Below are 19,309 nucleotides of genomic sequence, written 5' to 3' on the forward strand. Positions count from 1 at the left end.
TAATAGAGTAACTAAGTAAAAAATCCATGCCATTTGTTTTCTCATCCTGTGTAACCCTGAGTATTTCCCGGATTAATGCTGTCAATAATCAATAAATCGTTTTGTTATCCTGAGTGATTTCCAAAATGCTTCTTGTTTTACTAACGGAAATTGTATCGAATGGTGATCAAAACAAAATCACAAGCCCCCTTAGCTCTATGCAATATGCGTGTACCTTGCCCTAACAACTCGACACTTACTTGTTCACCATGAATATTTTATTCTGTCTCTACTATATATTGCGTCACAAAAAACTCTTTTCTGGGAAAATTCATTATTTTTTAGTCTTAAAAACAGATCCAATTTTATGGACTTATTGGACACTTTATCAGTACCTGTCCAATTCATGGACATGTTTTTTTGAATCCAGACATGCTCTAAAATTCCCAAATCTAGTGCACGTTATTTTTGTTTATCATAAAGATGAATAAATAACCAGAACCGGCTAATTGAAGCAGCTTATGTTCTCGGGGACGAAACCTTGAAGATAATTGCCAGGAACTTGTTCAGGCAGTCAGAAGAAGTGTATCTTTTGATTGGATTATGCGTGATAATGCCCGTGCTCAGATAAGAGTAATAGTAAAACGAGTTTTAAGAAAATACGCCCTCCCCCCCCGATAAGCAAGAAAAAGCAATCCAAACTGTCTTTGAACAAGTAGAAGTCCTCTTCCAGGACTAGATGTTTGTTTAGAAATCAGAAAATCAAATTGTTTCTACTAATTTTGAAGCCTGATAGATATTAGTTAACTCTATCTTAATCTACCAAAATTAGCTGTATCTTTTTTCTTCTTAACCAAGAAGGTAATATCCCCTCTTCAATCCTTAGTCACCCATAGGTTACGAAAAAGAGAAAACAAAAAAAATGACTATTCTATTAGAGCTGCACGGGAAAAATGTGGTCCGTGATCTTGACGTTATATTCGATCACATCGATAAGCATTTTAGTAATAACTTCCCGCTATAATATAAACAAAGAAACTACTAATCTTAAGCATAAACCTTGATAAATGTTTTACTCACATTATTTGCAATCTGCTGTTTGAACTACATCTTGAAGAATCCTGATTAACTTTTGTCTTGACAAAAAATCTATCTTGTACTATAATATACAAAAATAAAAAGAGAGGTGATCTTGACTAAAACAATTCTTCTTGTCGACGATGAGGAAGGAGTACGATCAGTACTTAGTGAATTCCTTACCGGATTAGGTTATAATGTTGTGGAAGCATCTGATGGCAAAACAGCTCTCGAGCTTTTCAGAAAACAGAGAATGGATCTTGTTATAACTGACCTTTATATGCCTCCGGGTATTTCCGGCACAGAGGTGATGAAAAATATTAAAGTAACATCTCCCAAGACACCAGTGCTGATTATAACAGGATACAGACCAACTAAATCTCAAGAAGACGCTATGACAACTAAGGCAGATGGATACCTGATAAAACCTTTTGAACTGGAAAGACTTAAAGCTACTATCAGACAATTTATCCGCTAAGATTTCAGATTAGCGTTTAATCATCTCAATACACTCAACGGGACAAATCTGAAAACATAAACCACACCCGTAACACTTGTCCCTGTCAACTTCAAGATTTCCCTTATCATTAATCATCCTCGCTTTGAAATAGCAAACATCAACACAGAGCCCACAATCCGAACAACAATCATAATCGGTGTCTTCGATATACTTACCTTTATCACAAACCTCGTCTTGTTTTAAAAAATAGCTGCAACAATCATTGCAGCAAAAGCAGATTCCCTGGGTTTTTGTCTTAGTTTCAAAATCGCGGTAAGGACGGGTTACTAGCTTTTTATCATGAGCATCTTGCAGCAAATCATCTACGAAATCCTGATCTACATGATGATAATTACTACCAGTCCCTCCAAAAGTGCCACTGAAGTCAAGGCAGACATCCTTTCTCGATTGATGACATTTTCCTTTCTCTTCACGGCAACCGCAGTTTGAAATCCAGAAATCATGGTAACTATTAATCAGTTCTTCTGCTTCATCGTGGGTACAGACAAAATGTAAAGCGTTCCCTTGCTCTCCCATAGCTGATACTTCCTTGTCCATTAACTCTACTGAATTCTTTATCTCAGATTATCTAATATAAGTCAAGTGCTAATGTTTAATATCTTATCAAACTGCTTGCTGCTTTTTCCTTGACATAGAAGAACTGCTGAAAAGGATACCTTGTTAAATTCAAGAATAATCAGACCATAAGATGAAAGAAACTATTGTTATCAAAGGCGCTGCAGAACACAATTTGAAGGATATTGACCTTGTTATTCCCCGTAACAAGCTAATAGTCTTTACCGGTGTTTCCGGTTCAGGAAAGTCATCTCTGGCTTTCGATACACTCTATGCTGAAGGACAAAGACGTTATGTTGAATCATTATCTGCTTATGCCCGGCAGTTTTTAGAGCAGATGGAGAAACCAAAGGTTGACTATATAGAGGGTCTCTCTCCGGCTATTTCCATAGAGCAGAAAGCAGCCAGTAAAAATCCCCGTTCCACTGTCGGCACAGTTACAGAAATATATGATTATTTAAGGGTTCTCTTTGCTCGTATCGGGATTCAGCATTGCTATCAATGTGGTAGAGAGATCTCATCTCAGACAGTAGATCAAATGGTAGAAAAGATCATGACTCTCCCTGATAAGACAAAACTCTTGATCTTAGCTCCTGTTATCCAAAACCGCAAAGGTGAACATAAAGAAGAGTTGGATAAAATAAGGCAGGAAGGATTTGTCAGAGTCATTATAAATGGCAAGATGCGGGAATTATCTGAGGAGATCAATCTCGACAAAAAAAGCAAACATAACATTGATATAGTAATTGATCGTCTAATTATTAAAGAGGGTGTCGAAACAAGACTGACCGATTCATTAGAAACTGCTCTGAGAGTAGCTGATGGTTATATCAAGATTAGAAATGCCGATACAGATGAAACGGAGATCATGTCCGAAACTAACGCCTGTAATGTTTGCGGGATCAGCTTTGCTGAATTAACTCCTCAGCATTTTTCTTTTAACAGTCCGTTGGGTATGTGCCCTTCCTGCCATGGGCTCGGTACTACTCTCGAATTTGATCCTGATCTGATTGTTCACAGACCGGAACTGTCAATTATGGAAGGAGCTGTCGCCCCTTGGGGTAAATTAGAAGATAAAAAACACTCTTGGAATTTACGTATTTTGGTCAATCTTGCTCAATCTTATAACTTTTCACTGCAAACTCCATGGGTCAAGTTATCTCCGGAAATCAAAGATATCTTGCTATATGGCTCAAAGGGAAAGCGGATAAAGACCATCTGGGAAAGCCGACACGGACACGGTGAGTACATGGTTAAATTCGAGGGTATTATCCCCACAATGAAACGCCGTATGCATGAAACCTCTTCGGAAGGAATGCGACGTTGGTACCTACAGTTCATCTCTGATAAGCCGTGTGAAGATTGTCAGGGTAATAAGTTGCGTAAAGAGACACAATCGGTCTATATTGGCGAAGAAACTATCGTCGCCTTATCTCATAAAACTATTTCGGGATTGAAATCTTTCTTTGAAGAACTCAAGCTTGACGGCAACAGAAAACTGATCGCAGAAGAACTACTCAAGGAGATCGGTAATCGTCTTACATTCCTTCTCAATGTCGGTCTTCATTATCTTACACTCGACCGTCGTGCTCCCTCATTATCGGGTGGTGAATCTCAAAGGATTAGGTTAGCCAGTCAGATAGGTAGCGGACTTGTAGGAGTGATGTATATTCTGGACGAACCGAGTATTGGGCTACATCAAAGAGATAACCATCGTCTTACTGAGATGTTGTTAAGATTAAGAGATATTGGTAACACTGTATTCGTTGTCGAACATGATCGAGATATGATGCTGGCTGCTGACAGAATCTATGACTTTGGTCCGCGAGCCGGTATTTATGGTGGTCAGATCATCGCTGAAGGAAATCATCAAGAGATCATGATGAACCAAAAATCTCTGACAGGTAAATATCTCACCGGTGAGTTATCTATACCAATACCCAAGAAGAGAATACCTCCCGATAACCGTGCAATATTGATTAAGGGTGCTCGTCAGAATAATTTGAAAAATATCGATATTGAGATCCCAATAGGGATATTCACCTGCGTAACGGGAGTTTCGGGCTCAGGAAAAAGTTCTTTGATCAATCAGTTACTCCATCCGGCTTTGGCAAACCGTCTTAATCGTGCTAATCTGAGAGAAGGCGTGTGTTCAGAAATAACGGGTTACGATGAGTTAGATAATGTTATTGCTATAGATCAACAACCTATTGGTCGTACTCCACGTTCTAATCCTGCTACTTATACAAAAACCTTTGATCCTATAAGAAAGCTCTTTGCCTCTCTCCCCTCTGCTAAAACAAGAGGTTATAAAGAGGGAAGGTTCTCCTTTAATGTCAAAGGGGGCAGGTGTGAAGCATGTGAAGGCGCCGGAGTAAAACAGATCTCAATGCATTTTCTACCTGATATCTATGTTACTTGTGAGACCTGCAAAGGTAAAAGATACAACAACGAAACATTGAATATTCGTTATAAGGGCTATAATATTGCCGATGTTCTCGATATGGATATCCAAGAAGCATATAAACTCTTTGAAGCTATCCCGATCATTAAACAAAAGCTGCAGACCTTGATCGATGTTGGATTAGATTATATGAAGTTAGGACAACCCTCAACTACACTTTCAGGCGGTGAAGCACAAAGAATCAAACTCTCTCGTGAACTTAGCAAAACCAGCACAGGAAAAACCCTCTATATCCTTGATGAACCTACTACCGGTCTCCATTTTGATGATATCAATAAACTTATGAAAGTCCTCTTTCGGCTGGCTGCCATGGGTAACACTATTGTCGTCATTGAGCATAATCTTGATGTTATCAAGTGTGCCGATCATATCATTGATTTAGGTCCCGAAGGTGGAGACGAAGGTGGTTATGTAGTAGCTACAGGTACACCCGAAAAAGTAGCTCGATCAAAAAAATCGTATACCGGACAGTTCCTGAAAGATTATCTTAAAGTCTCGCCACAAAAGAAAAGATCAGTTTAATGGATTAAGTGGATTTGTCTCTTCAATAAATATAAAGGCATCATACCGCTCAGGTAATACTGTCGGAACATAATTACCTGCTTCCTGACGCGGATTATAGACTACTCCAATAGCTCTATGATCGATATGCCTGTTTAAAACTGGATGCGATCTATCATCATCATCGAAAAAGATAACAAAAACGTTATGAGTAACCTCTCGTAATAAATCTTCCCAACTGTCGTCTCTTGCTTCTGGAATGGTCATTGTTTGCCTTGCAGATTCCCAGCTCGAACCGGCTAATACTCTTCCTCGATAGCAGCCAAACCCAACAATATAAACTGCTTCTCTTCCCAGTTTTTCACGAGCCAGTTGACTAATGTTATAGCTTCCCTGTCTATGCATCGGAGTAGCTCTGGCATCACCAATATGAGTATTATGTGCCCAAACAATCCCTTTGGAACCTTCTCCGTAATGATCCAATAATCTATAAACTGTATCTTCCATGTGGAAGACACGGTAATTCCAGCTCTCCGGTCCTCTCCCTATAGCAGAACGGTAATGTTTTTCAGCATTTTTGACAATATAGGCATTCTGCTTGGCATTGAAAAAAGATTCACGGCATTCGGCAGTTAAATCATCTCTATTATTGAGAAGAAAATCGACTACATCGGTTACTTGCTGAGAACAGTTTTCTATACCGCTAAAGATGGCCCGGGCATAATTACCCCCATCGTAACCGTAGGGAGTAAAACAGTCATATAAAGATGCTATCTCCTGATAATCTTCGTTTCCCTGATTTCGTAGATAATTTCTGACTTCTGAGATAGACTCTTCTTTGCTGTAAACATCCATCCCGTAGATACCGATCCTATCTTCTTCGGGTCTGTTACTATTAAACTCTTTGAGCCATTCTATCAAGTCTACCATCTCTTCATTTGCCCACATCCATTGAGGCCAGCGGTTAAAATGGTCTCTGAGAAGCTCTCTGGATGACTTATCTTGATGTTCATAACCTTTGACATATCTATTTATTTGATAAAATGATGGCCAATCACCTTCCACAACTATGAAATCAAAATCCTGTTCTTCTATTAATCGGCGACTTATCTTTGCTCTCCAAAGATAGTATTCAGAAGTACCGTGAGTTGACTCTCCCAATAACACCAGACGTTTATTTACACTGCCAGTAATGATTTGATCGAGAGAAGTCTCATCAATCAAAGGAATACTCTTCTCATTAAGATATTCGACTATACTTTCTACGGTCCCTTCTGCCCGAGTAGAAGCAAAGAGATTGCTTTGAGAGTTAAAGTAAAACAGAGCAGTAAATAGCAATAATGCAGATAATATTTTCTTCATAATTCACTCACAAAAAAGGGTCGTAAAATCCTGATCGTTAATACAATCAACTAATTAGATTAATGAATCGTTACAGATTAAGCTTCATTTACTTCCTGTTTTTCAACCATTTGCACACTACCAAAGATAGAAGATATCTCTAAATAAAGAATTTTACCGTTATAATTTTCATCGCCAGTCCTGAATTTCTCTTGTCCGATGACAGCGAATTTTTTATCGGGTAGTGAAGCATCCCCGAAAACCGTATTAACTTCGATCTGCATCGGTATTGCAGGATCAATATAGACAAGGGCAGAACCAAAAATTACATTTACCACAACAAATTCATCACTTTTTAGCTCTCTTCTGTCAGTCAGATCTATTTTGCTTCTACCGAAAATGACATTGAATTCATTACCCCCCCGCTGAAGATTATACTCCCGAAAAGTTCCTTCTTGACGTCTTTGGGAAACTCTTCTTCTGTACAAGAAGTTACTGCCAAAGATGATTTGCATCCCAAAATAGATGAGTAAAACTCCGATAATGATCCTGAAAACCGGTATATCTATTTGGAAGATAATTTTGATAATGATTGATAAGCCAACCAAGATCAGCAACATTCCCCAGAAAACGCCACTCGATAAAATGTTCATAAGTCCTCCTTTAGTTACCTAATCTAATATTCTTATAAATTTTATGATGTACTAAGCACGAAATCACTCTCATCAACACCGGCTTTACCATCTTTCAAGATTGCTTGATACTCAAGAACGTTGTTTTCAGTATCAACTATAGCGTTAATAACCCAGATCTTGTTCACTAAGTTAATCTCATTAACCTTTAACTGTTTAATACTCTTTTTGATCATTGAACGATTATTATCTAATCTTTGAAGGTTCTTTTCCGTCCAGACACTTAACTGCTCCGGAATACAGGAAAATAGTGACTGATCTGTTGCCAGAGTTTCTACATTACAGCCGAAGATATTAATAAATGCCTGATTAGCTGAAACGATCTTACCATCGAATAAGAATCTACAAACCGGATAATCAATCTCTTCTAACAGATTGAAATATAACTTATTCAAGCGATTTATTTCCAGATCGGCAAACTTTAGATCCGAAATATCTATAATTAATGATTGTTTCGATATTCTACCGTCAAAATGGTATATAGGAGTATTTACTATAGAATACCAATGTTTATCTTTCGGACTCTGTACTTCCCACTTAACAGTCTCTCCCTGTTGAACCCTATCGTTTACACACCAAGGGCAGCGTTCTTCTAAGTTATGAAGAGCTTTATAACATAATTCGCCAACGGGATTATAGCCGGTTCTGGCGATGAATTTTTCATTCATATACTCTACTTTGTATTCATCAGAACAGACATAAATAAGCCCCTCAAAAGCTTCTACAATAGCAGAGAGTTGTGCTTGTTTTTCTAATAACTCCACTTCAGCAATTTTTCTCTCTGTTATATCCTGAACGACACCATCATATGAGATCAACTTACCGCTATTATCATAATGAAGTACCGGAGTATTTCTTAACCATGCTTGTTTACCATCTTTGCGAATAATACGATGTTCGAAAGGGTTTATTTGTTCTCCGGAGAGTATCTTTTTGACATTCTGTAAGACAAATTCCTTATCTCGCGGATCTACCATCTCAATCCAGAGAAAAGAATTCTTGGTAAATTCTTCCGGAGTATATCCGGTAACAGGTAAGCAAGCAGAACTATGAACTGTACGTTGCGGTCTGCCATTTTCGACATAGACTGTGAAGATATAGTCCGTCATAGTATTCGTTATTCTTTGCAGACGTTCTTCACTCTGTTTAAGCATGTTTTCCGACTGTTTTCTTTCACTGATATCATGACTGAATGTCAAAATTGCCGGTTCATTTTCATACTCAATCAATCTACTGATGCACTCTACAGGTATGCGATGACCAAAGCTATCTACAAACACCGATTCATACTTCAGATTCTTATAAGTCTTTAATTCAGCTAGATACAATTTGAAATTGTTGTTAAATTCCGTGAGGTGAAAATCGATATAGTTCATAGTATTAATCTTACTTTTATCATACCCTAATAAAAGCGAAGCTGCCTGATTTGCTTCTAATATCTTACCTTGAAAATCATAGATAAAGATCGCATCTGTTATACTATGAAAAATGTACTTGAACTTATCTTCACTGGAACGTAAACTCTTCTCTGCCTCTTCCAAACGCTCTTCTACATCTAATTGCTGGGTCACTTTTTTAATTGATGCAGGCAGTAGTTCCAGAAAACCATGTTCTTTCATCAAATAGTCTCTGGCTCCCAACTTCATCATATCAATGATTGCTTTTTCATTGCCTGGTGGTGATATGATAATAAAGGGAATATCCTGCTGATTGTTTCTCAAGGTAGCGATCACCTCTTTTGCTGTCATATCAGGTAGTTGATATTCCATAAGCAGTAAACTGTTCAAATTATCCATAGCATAAAACACTGCGGCACTACCAAAAGATACGACTTTAGTTATATACCCTTCTTCGTTTAGTGATTTTGCTATTAGTTTGGCTACATTCTCATTGTCTTCGACAATAATGATCTTTCTTTTGTTTTGCGCTTTATCCGCTTCACTTTCCATTGTTTTTCTTCCTTATGTATTAAACAATAAAAGGGTGATAATCACCCTTTTATAAAAAAATCTATCTTCAATTTCTCTGACTTAAACTAGTCAGAGCCTTTTTTCGCTTTTTCATCTTTCTTCTCCACGATCGAGATCTCAATTTTAACCGTACTTAAATCGGGATAGAAATCATTTATATACGTTTCAATAACTTCATGCAGATTTTTCTCCCGCTCTTTCACAGCTTGACTTAATCCTACCTCGATAAAACATTTGGAAAAAGAGAATGTAAAATTCACTGTTGGCTTTTCGCCAATAATATCGCGCAAATATTCGGGGAGGGTCTTAACAAGTTTAAAAAACTCCAGCAGTTTTCTGAGATATTTAAACGCAAAATACCCCAAACCAAACAGAAACATAACCAATAAAACAAACTTAAACTTCTTCATAAATACCTCTTATTAAAAAATGCGTTTAGATATGCTATTACCGATAATAGGACTTAATCCTACCCCAAGATGGTCTGTTAACTCCGACTGGTGAACTAAGCAGATCATTTCCATTTCGTGGATTGATCCGATATTCACCAAAGCGATAATCTACTACTCCAATGACCCGTGAATATGAATGTCCGGTGCTGATATTCAAACCTGTATTAACATTGTTTATGAATCCCGTTCCTAGACGACTTAAACCTGAGCCATCATTGATCAACCACACTTCATTCTGGTTGCCATAACCGCTGACAGATACGTTAGCTAATTGCACAAGCACACCTTCATATGCTTCACTAACTGCTAACTCTCCCGTTGTAACCAGAGCTGGTGCCGGTAAAGAGTTATTGGAGCTTATTACCTTCAACTGACGAACATTGCGAATGGTTGTAAAACCAAATTGCTCTGTTACTTCTCCTGTCAACTCTACTAAATCTCCTAAACGTACCTCGCGAGAACGATCATTAATATAGATACCGCGCCACGGACCACCTTCCGGTTCAGATATAAAAAAACCACCATTTCTATATCCTGTTGCGGTTACTATACCACTGGTAGTAACTATCTGATTGCGATAAGCTGACGGGTAAGTACCGTCAGTACCTGAATTATTAGTATATTGTATATCATATATTGAGGTCTGGCCGGAGTATAAAAAAATCGGTAAGACAAGTAACAGAGCAATTAGATAACTCCGCATGGCACCTCCTTTCGTTTATTCGTATTGATATTGTTCCTTATGGAAACAATCTGATGTACCCGTACATCTTGTCAAGCTTTAAGTCGGATTTTTAAGTGATATTTCTTTTATAAAACTCTTGTACTGATATAATGTATCATTGTTCAATTATTTACTCCTCAAGATCAGCTTCAGATATAGCAAACTGCGATGTATATGATAACTAATCTTATCTCTGAAGTGGAGGGGCAATTCGTGAATTACCCCTACAAAGCATTGTAAAGCTCCCCTTTCATTTTTTATCCAGTTTTCTATATCAGACTCAATAAGACAAAAAAAATAGTAGTAGAGGTTTGTTTTTCGAAAACTCTTGACAGCAATAGGAGAGCTATATTTTATGTTTTTGGAGTAGAAATTAAGCGGGAAAGAATAATTGGCAATCGCAAAAAAATCCCTGAACCACAGCTAATAAGATGAGTATGTTTATGTTTTTAATCAGACAAAAACATCATAATCGTAATCCATAAAAGTAATCAGGACAATAGTTAAAAAAAGATATAAATAATAGGAGAAATTAGATGAGTAACAGTAACGATTTAGAAAAGATCCATTCGTTAAATACCCAGCAATTGGTTAAGCTGGCTAAAGCTTACGATGTTTCCGGCTACACGACTTTGCCGCGAAATGAATTGATCTTTAAGATTTTAAAATCAGCGGCAGAACAAGAAGGTTTAGCTTTTACAACCGGCTGTCTTGACATCATGGAAGATGGTTATGGTTTCCTCCGCTTCCACGAAAATAATTACATACCGAGCAGAGATGACATATATGTCTCTCTGACACAGATCAAAAAGTTTAATTTAAAAAAGGGACATATGGTATCCGGTCCTGTCCGATCTCCCAAAGAGGGTGAGAAGTATTTCGCTCTTTTAAGAGTTGATGCAGTTAATATGCATGCACCAGATGATTTGATAAGCATTAAGGATTTTGATGACCTAACCCCTTACTATCCAGAGCAAAGACTCAATCTGGAAACAACCCCCAAGAACGTATCAACAAGGGTCATTAACCTTTTTACACCGATAGGGAAAGGTCAGAGAGGATTAATAGTAGCTGCTCCCAGAACAGGGAAAACTGTCCTTCTACAGGATATCTCCAATGCTATCCTTACTAATCATGATGATGTTTATCTGATAGTATTACTCGTTGATGAACGCCCCGAAGAAGTAACAGAAATGAAACGTATCCTGATCCCGACCAATTCGGAAGTCATCAGCTCGACCTTCGATGAGACACCACAAAATCATATTCAGGCAGCTGAGATGTGCATCAATAAAGCAAAGAGAATGGTTGAGACCGGACTACATGTCGTTATTATGCTCGACAGTATTACCCGTTTAGCCCGTGCTTATAACAATATTTCTCCCTCTAGCGGAAAGGTCCTCTCCGGTGGTATTGACTCTAACGCTCTACACCGACCAAAAAAATTCTTCGGTAGCGCCAGAAATACTTTAGAACAGGGAAGTTTGACAATTATTGCTACTGCTCTGGTTGATACGGGTAGCAGAATGGATCAGGTTATTTTCGAAGAGTTCAAGGGTACGGGCAACATGGAGTTAGTGCTTGATAGATCTATCAGCGATATGCGTCTTTATCCGGCTGTTGACCTCGTTAAATCAGGAACACGCCGCGAAGAATTATTGCTCACCAAAACCGAATTGAACCGCATGTATGTCATGCGTAAGTTCTTAAAGACCATGAGTCCGGTTCAGGGTATAGAGACATTACGTAATAAAGTTCTCAATTCTAAGAGCAACAAAGACCTGCTTGATTCTATGAGCCAGTAAAGAAGACTATTCTGATATTTTTTAACATCTTTTATTAGGTCAAACTAAATGGAAGTATTAGCACCGGCAGGTGATTGGGATAAGTTAAAGTATGCAGTCGCTTATGGTGCCGATGCAGTATATACGGCAGGTAAGCAGTTTGGACTGCGTGCTAAAGCGGGCAATCTCGACAATCAACAAATCAAAGAAGCAGCAGAGTTCTGTCACAGTTACAACCGCCGGATCTATGTAACAGTTAATATTTTCGCTCATAACAACGATCTGACCGAATTACCGGCTTATATCAATTACTTAAATGAGGTGGGTGTTGATGCTCTCATAGTTTCAGATCCTGGTGTCCTCAGTATTGTCAGAGAAACAGCTCCCCGACTCCCGATCCATTTAAGTACTCAAGCAAACACAACATCATGGAAAGCAGCAGAGTTCTGGGCAAAGCAGGGTGTGAAAAGGATCATTCTGGCAAGAGAGCTAACTTTTCAGGAAATCAAGGAGATTATCAAAGCTCTGCCACAATTAGAGTTCGAGATCTTCGTGCATGGGGCTATGTGTATCTCTTATTCCGGAAGATGCCTGCTGAGTGCCTTCCTCAATAACCGCTCTGCCAATAAAGGGCTCTGCACACAACCGTGTCGCTGGAAATTCACTCTTCTGGAAGAGACGAGACCAGACCAGTATTTCCCCATAGAAGAAGATGACAGAGGTACTTATATCCTCAATTCACGTGATCTCTGCCTTTACGAACATTTGCATGAAATATTGGATTCCGGTATAAACTCCATCAAGATCGAAGGGAGGATGAAAAGTCTCTATTATGTTGCCAATACAACCCGTGTATATAAGACAGCACTAAAATTGTTGAAATCAGGAGAAAAATCGTCTCATATCCTCAGTGAAGAACTGGAAAAGATAAGTCACCGTCAATACACTACCGGATTTTTCACCGGTAGCAGCTCTCTGAACACCCAGTACTATGAGTCTTCAAGCTATATCAGGGATTATCAGTATCTCGGTGAAATACTGGAAACCAAAAAACAAGATAGTAACCGACCAAAGAATCCAGATAATCAAGAACCCGAAATTGGGTTAAAACCTTTTATCTCACTGATCAATGTTAAAGCAAAATTCCGCAGAGGTGAAGAAATAGAGATTATTTTTCCCGATTATCGGCAGGATATGATATTTAAAGTTGACGAAATATACTCCTCAGAAGATGAATTATTGGTGGAAACAAAACCTAATAGCATCGTTAAACTGATGACTAATGAAGAGTTACCTAATGATGGAATATTGCGCAAAAAGATTACCTAAGATAATAATTAAATTGGGTTTATTGGTTGCTTTCATCTATCTTGCCGGGATCAGTTATCTTTTCGCTGACCCAATGCACTGGTTAGATGAGATCGAACAACAATATCTATTAGGTAATTGGGATATCATTGAGCAACTATTAAATAACAACATCCCAATAAATAACATCGAACGGGCAGGATATCATTTTTACAGAGCAAAAATCTCCCTCGAAAAACAGGATATAGTAGCATCATTCGAACAGACCATTCAATTTTCTCCTAACAGTATGTACGGTCAACGTGCTCTGACTAAATTAGCCAATATAGCTCTATTGGAAAGAGATTATAACCAGAGTCTCAGTTATCTTAACCGTATAGATCCTCAGATGATATCTGATAGGGACTATCTTCTTTCCTCGGTATATTTGAAATTAGAAAGATATCCTGATGCCATCCGAGCCGCTCAGGATTTTATTAAAATTACCCAAGACAGTGTTAAGAGAGAGTTGGCTTATTTACAGATCGTTGAAGCATATATCCTTAATAAGAAGTATAATCAGGCATTACTGACCTTGCAGACCATGAGATCACAGAATTACATTGTCAATCAAGCCGCTGTCATCGAATTCAAAGAGGGATACTGTTACGAACATACCAACCAGATGCCTGAAGCAATAGATAAATACAAAGCTGTCATCATCAACTATCCCTATACTGAACATGCTTTTCAGGCAGAGAGAAGATTGGGAGATATTTCACTCAACAATGGCGGTATTGATCGAACAGATATCTATACTCTGGAACCATTACCGAGAATTATCGAACCCGATGTTACTGAAGTCCCCTATGATATCCCCGAGCCGAGTGGAGAATTTTACTATATTCAGGTTAATGCCTTTGTGGAACAGAGAAACGCTTCATCTCATTCCGCATATTTAAGAAACCTTGGCTACGATAACATTATCTTTACCAAGATTGTTTCCAGCCAACAGTTGTATGTGGTTGCTGTCGGTCCCTTCCCATCTAGAGATGCTGCTGCCTTCAAGCAGACAGAGATCAGGAATAATCTGAATCTGGATTCTTTTATCATAAAACACTAAATATCATGCCGGAACCACAACAGCTCAGCAGCATCAAACTAACTCCGATGCTCAAGCAGTTCAATAATATCAAACAGAAGCACCCTGATAAAATCATTCTATTCAGGATGGGTGATTTTTACGAGACCTTCTTCGAAGATGCCGAGAAAGCTGCTAAAATACTCGGTATTACACTTACAGCCCGTAATAAAAAAGATGAAAATCCCATCCCCTTAGCCGGTTTCCCTTATCATAGTCTGAAGACTTATCTGGAAAAACTCATTCGCAGCGGGGAAAAAGTTGTCATCTGTGAACAGCTCGAAGACCCGAAGAAAGCTGTCGGATTAGTGAAAAGGGATATTGTTGAGATCATAACCCCTGGTGCCATTATAGATGAAAACATGATCGATGTCAAAGAGCATAACTATCTGACAGCTATATACATACCAGAAAAGAATCCTCGAATTGGGCTATCCTGCCTTGATATCTCTACCGGCGATTTTATCTACACCGAATTTCTCCCCAATCAGTTAAAGAACGAGATCTTACGGGTCAGACCGAAGGAGATCATTGTCAAGGATGAAGAGACCGCTAACCAGATTCGGCAACTCAAACTGGAGATCAGCCCCCTGATCACCGTTTTTGATTCTTATTACTTTGAGCCGGCTGAGGCAAAAGAAATCCTCAAAAAACAGTTCTCGACCATCACCTTAGAGGGTTTTGGATCATCAGCAAAAAGTCCGGGACTAACCGCAGCCGGTGCTGCCTTGGCTTATGTCCGATCTCTAAAGAGCGATGATCTGAAACATATAAACTCACTCCGTTACTATTCACTCGATAACTATATGCAGATTGATGAGATCTCACGGCATAATCTGGAACTGCTCAAATCTATCCGATACGCAACACGACAGGGAAGTCTGATCTCTGTTATTGACCAGACCATGACTGCCATGGGCTCCAGATTATTGACCGATTGGCTTCTGAGACCGCTGCTCGATATTCAGGAAATAGAAAAACGGCTTGATGCTGTGCAGGAGTTCAAAGAAAATATAATTCAAACCGAAGAGATCCGTGGTCTTCTGAAAAATATCGGAGATTTAAGCAGATTACTGAGTAAGATCGGCACCCTAAGGATCAATCCGCGTGAAATGGTCGCTTTGAAAAACTATCTCGAATCCTCTATTCAGCTAAAGAATATTCTCCATGATTTTTCCTGCCCCTATATTGCAGCCATCAGAGAGGGTATAGAAGATTATAGCTCGGTCATCGATCTCATCGAAAACAGCATTGTTGACCTCCCCCCTATTCTGATCACCGGCGGCGGGATCATACAGGATGGAATCAATCCCGAACTCGATGAATTGCGAAGTATGAGTCGGGAAGGGAAAGGGTGGATCGCACGACTGGAAGATTCAGAAAAGAAAAAAACAGGAATACCATCTCTTAAGGTGGGTTACAATAAAGTGTTCGGTTATTATCTGGAAGTAACCAATACCCATAAGAATAAAGTACCTGAATATTATATCTGCAAACAGACTCTCGTTAATTGCGAAAGGTATATTTCGCCGCAATTAAAAGAATATGAAGCCAAGGTTCTCGGAGCAGAAGAGAGGATCAAGAGCTTAGAATATGAACTCTTTCAGGAGATCAGAGAAAAACTTCTCTTTCAATTACCTCTTATCCAGCAGTATGTAGATATTATCAGTCAACTCGATACTTTGACCTCTCTCGCTTATTTAGCACATTATAATAACTATATCCGTCCCCGATTCAATCAGGAAGGGATTCTCGAACTCAAAGAATGCCGGCATCCGGTGATCGAAAAACTGCTTACTGAAGAGAAGTTCATCCCTAACGATGTCTCTCTCGACGATAAAGAATTCAAAATTATCCTGATTACCGGTCCTAATATGGCAGGGAAGTCCACCTATCTCAGACAGGTTGGTCTTTTGGCTATCATGGCTCAAATGGGGAGTTTTATTCCGGCAACTTCAGCTAATCTCCCTATTTTCGACAAGATCTTTACCCGTGTCGGTGCTTCTGACAATCTCGCTATGGGGCAAAGTACCTTTCTTGTCGAAATGATCGAAACGGCTAATATCCTCAATACAGCAACACCCCAGTCACTGATCCTTCTCGATGAGATCGGTAGAGGAACCAGCACCTTTGACGGCTTGAGTCTCGCTTGGGCTATTGTTGAGTTTATCGCTACCCAGAAAAGGATCAATGCTAAAACACTCTTTGCCACTCATTACCACGAGCTGACCGATCTGGAAGAGATCCTGCCCGGTGTTAAGAATTTTAACATCGCTGTCAAAGAATGGAATGAGGAGATGATCTTCATACGCCGAATAGAGAGAGGTGGTGCTGATAAAAGTTATGGTATTCAAGTCGCAAAATTAGCCGGTATCCCCGACAAAGTAATCAAAAGAGCGAAACAGATCCTCCATAACCTCGAAGAGCAGGAGTTGAGCCCGCAAGGTTTAACTGCCACGGTCAAACGTCAGCTGAAGAGAGATACCGGTCAGATCGATATCTTTGAGATATTGATCAATCAGACCGATAAAAATGAAGCTCTGCTGGAGGAATTGAAAAATGCCGATCTTAATAACATGACACCACTGGAAGCTCATAAATTTCTCCAAGACCTGCAAGAAAAACTCGATAATTGATTGTTAAGCTTTCTCATTCAATGTTCTTACTAATTAACCAATTTACTGACAACCCCCCTAATTCGAAATTATCAGAGTTAATACACAATTTTAGGTGATTGATGGCAATAAAAGACTATAGAGAGAAAGATTACATTATCGGGATTGATCTGCATGGAACTCTCCTCAATAATAATTGGACTATTGCTCCCGAGTCTCTGCCTGAGCTAATATCTGTTCTCTCGGCTATTCGCTCTAAAAGCTATATCTTTATCTGCAGCGGAAATGATTTCAGCTTTGTTAAAGAGGTACTCCCCACCTCAGTCAGAGAACTTATTGATGGCTATATTTTGGAAAACGGCTGTTCTTTCAGCGATGGGATCAAAGAGCAATTATTAATAACTGATCATCAGGTTGATTTGATCAAAGCACTCGAGGAAGATCTCAAAAAAACTGCCTTGCCTGACCTCCTTTTATATGGGAATAGACTCGCTACTGTCAGTCTTTTCACTAAAAACAGAGTTGTAGGTGTTTCACCTTTCAATCTTTATGCTTATCTAAAAGATCACCTTCAAAATCACCCGTCATACAATGATATCTACATTACTCACTCCGATGTCGCTGTTGATATTCTACCTGCCGGTAATTCCAAATTTTCAGGAATAGCCAAGTTCTCTCAGAATAACAAGATCATTGCTCTTGCCGATTCCTGTAACGATTGGGAATTCCTCTCCCAAGCTGATCTCAGCTTTGTCCCCCAGAATGTCACTCCTCACTTAGTGGAAAAATGCCGTTTAAACGATCTTACTCTTTTCCCCCTCTCTGCTTTCTCTCTGCAGAATATTGATAAGACCATCTATAAAAGCGATTTCTGCTACACCTCCGGTGTCATTGATATTCTCAAAAAACTCAGCGAAAATCTCTAACTGCTTCAACTCTGCCAACTCCCTTTAAAATCAATACTTTAACATATTTCTATCTTTCGTGAGCGATATAGTCGGATCTATCCGACTATATCGCTCCCGAAAGATAAAAAGCAAGACACCACATACATCGTTGGTTATATAAATCCTAATCCTGTACAATACTTGTAATAATTGTATATACTGACCTGCAGTAATTAAATTTTGTTTATAGAGTTATATTTTATGCTCTTTAAATCTTGATTAGTTAATATATTGCTGCAAATAGTTGCTGATATTGAAATATTTTATTGACAAAAAAACTAAACAAATAATTATACTGATTTGGAAGTATTAAGTTCAATTTATGAGCTTTGAGTAAAATTTTTATCTTCGAATTTTTCTCCGCTCACAGTTCATGGGAGGCATATATATGCCGTTAGAACAGATAAGACAAAAGAGTGTTTTTTGTATTCACCCTTTGTAGTTAACAAGCTTTGATAATGTCACACCAAAGATTTAATTTAAAAATCGAGGTCTGTACGAGCAAGAGTATTTTATTTTACGTTTTTTTCTTTGATTCACAAGAACTCATTTGTAATTCTTTTTACCTTCGTTCTGCAGCAAGAAATCCGTATATAAACAGCAAAATCTTAATTACGCACAAGAACTTTCCCAGAATAGAATAGTTATCAAAAAAATTAAACCACAAACGTAAAATTGGAGGAGATGATGAAAAAGCTTTTTTTTGCTATGGTTGTTTTACTAAGCAGTGTTTTATTAATGGGGCAGTTTACTGCTCGAGAAGTCAGCAGAACCGGTGATATACCAGATCTAATCTCATTTCAAGGAAGATTGACCGATAGTGACGGTAATCCTATTACTGTAACAATGCCAGTCAGATTTTATATTTATGATTCAGAAGTAGGTGGTGAACCGATTTGGGAGGAAACACCGACTATTTCTATAATCGACGGTCTTTTTCAGATCAATTTAGGTGAAGTCGCACCACTTAATGAAACCTATTTCAATGCAGAGAACCGCTGGCTAACCATGAGAATAGATCCGGATGCAGAGATGACACCACGTATCAGGATAACAAGTGTGCCCTATGCCCTTACCTCTTTAGAGACAGATCCTACTTGGATTGGTGCTGCAGATGAAACGGTAGATATCGGAAGAAGCGGCTATGTCGGTATCGGTACTACTTCCCCATCTCACAATCTCGATATAGACGGTCTGATCCGTATCAGAGGTGGTTCACCAGCAGTTGGAAAAGTGCTAACCTCTGATAACCACGGTGTC

General features: G+C 38.8%; 14 protein-coding genes and 1 pseudogene. 9 read left to right on the forward strand and 6 right to left on the reverse strand.

From position 1 onward, the window contains the following. The first annotated feature begins 466 nt into the window (after positions 1 to 466). A pseudogene (locus tag K0B81_07740) lies at positions 467 to 718 on the forward strand (DUF3387 domain-containing protein). Between the two features lie 453 nt (positions 719 to 1,171). Then, entirely contained in the window at positions 1,172 to 1,534 is a 363-nt protein-coding gene (locus K0B81_07745) for a response regulator (protein MBW6516487.1), read from the forward strand. Between the two features lie 9 nt (positions 1,535 to 1,543). Here K0B81_07745 and K0B81_07750 read toward each other — a convergent pair whose 3' ends face one another. After that, positions 1,544 to 2,113, reverse strand: a complete 570-nt coding sequence (locus K0B81_07750; protein ID MBW6516488.1) for a 4Fe-4S binding protein — start codon at positions 2,111 to 2,113, stop codon at positions 1,544 to 1,546. 151 nt (positions 2,114 to 2,264) lie between these two features. Between K0B81_07750 and uvrA the strand changes: the two genes are divergently transcribed. After that, entirely contained in the window at positions 2,265 to 5,117 is a 2,853-nt protein-coding gene (gene uvrA, locus K0B81_07755; GenBank protein MBW6516489.1) for an excinuclease ABC subunit UvrA, read from the forward strand. Here the strand turns inward: uvrA and K0B81_07760 are convergent. The 5 genes from K0B81_07760 to K0B81_07780 all read right to left on the reverse strand — a co-directional run bounded on the left by K0B81_07760 (position 5,109) and on the right by K0B81_07780 (position 10,254). Further along, positions 5,109 to 6,458: an erythromycin esterase family protein gene (locus tag K0B81_07760; protein ID MBW6516490.1), complete on the reverse strand. Its 1,350-nt coding sequence runs from the start codon at positions 6,456 to 6,458 to the stop codon at positions 5,109 to 5,111. The two genes, uvrA and K0B81_07760, sit on opposite strands and share 9 nt — an antisense overlap. A 77-nt stretch (positions 6,459 to 6,535) precedes the next feature. After that, entirely contained in the window at positions 6,536 to 7,090 is a 555-nt protein-coding gene (locus K0B81_07765; GenBank protein MBW6516491.1) for a cell wall-active antibiotics response protein, read from the reverse strand. Positions 7,091 to 7,131: 41 nt separating this feature from the next. Then, positions 7,132 to 9,078, reverse strand: a complete 1,947-nt coding sequence (locus tag K0B81_07770; GenBank protein ID MBW6516492.1) for a PAS domain S-box protein — start codon at positions 9,076 to 9,078, stop codon at positions 7,132 to 7,134. An 86-nt stretch (positions 9,079 to 9,164) separates the two neighbouring features. Further along, on the reverse strand, positions 9,165 to 9,509 hold the full coding sequence (locus K0B81_07775) for a hypothetical protein (protein ID MBW6516493.1): 345 nt from the start codon (positions 9,507 to 9,509) through the stop codon (positions 9,165 to 9,167). A gap of 37 nt (positions 9,510 to 9,546) precedes the next feature. Next, positions 9,547 to 10,254 (reverse strand): hypothetical protein, encoded by a 708-nt coding sequence (locus K0B81_07780; protein ID MBW6516494.1) that lies wholly within the window; start codon positions 10,252 to 10,254, stop codon positions 9,547 to 9,549. 557 nt (positions 10,255 to 10,811) lie between these two features. Between K0B81_07780 and rho the strand changes: the two genes are divergently transcribed. The 6 genes from rho to K0B81_07810 all read left to right on the forward strand — a co-directional run. Next, positions 10,812 to 12,080 (forward strand): transcription termination factor Rho, encoded by a 1,269-nt coding sequence (rho, locus tag K0B81_07785; protein ID MBW6516495.1) that lies wholly within the window; start codon positions 10,812 to 10,814, stop codon positions 12,078 to 12,080. A 48-nt stretch (positions 12,081 to 12,128) separates the two neighbouring features. Continuing rightward, positions 12,129 to 13,388 (forward strand): U32 family peptidase, encoded by a 1,260-nt coding sequence (locus tag K0B81_07790; protein ID MBW6516496.1) that lies wholly within the window; start codon positions 12,129 to 12,131, stop codon positions 13,386 to 13,388. After that, positions 13,342 to 14,469 carry an SPOR domain-containing protein gene (locus K0B81_07795; protein ID MBW6516497.1) on the forward strand — a complete coding sequence of 376 codons (1,128 nt, stop codon included), beginning with the start codon at positions 13,342 to 13,344 and terminating at the stop codon, positions 14,467 to 14,469. The genes K0B81_07790 and K0B81_07795 overlap by 47 nt, the downstream gene beginning before the upstream one ends. A 47-nt stretch (positions 14,470 to 14,516) precedes the next feature. After that, positions 14,517 to 17,123 (forward strand): DNA mismatch repair protein MutS, encoded by a 2,607-nt coding sequence (gene mutS, locus K0B81_07800; GenBank protein MBW6516498.1) that lies wholly within the window; start codon positions 14,517 to 14,519, stop codon positions 17,121 to 17,123. A 101-nt stretch (positions 17,124 to 17,224) separates the two neighbouring features. Beyond that, on the forward strand, positions 17,225 to 18,028 hold the full coding sequence (locus K0B81_07805) for an HAD hydrolase family protein (protein MBW6516499.1): 804 nt from the start codon (positions 17,225 to 17,227) through the stop codon (positions 18,026 to 18,028). Between the two features lie 708 nt (positions 18,029 to 18,736). After that, on the forward strand, positions 18,737 to 19,309 hold a 573-nt coding region (locus tag K0B81_07810), incomplete at its 3' end, for a hypothetical protein (protein MBW6516500.1).

This window comes from Candidatus Cloacimonadota bacterium (assembly GCA_019429305.1).
Lineage (GTDB): Bacteria > Cloacimonadota > Cloacimonadia > Cloacimonadales > JAJBBL01 > JAHYIR01.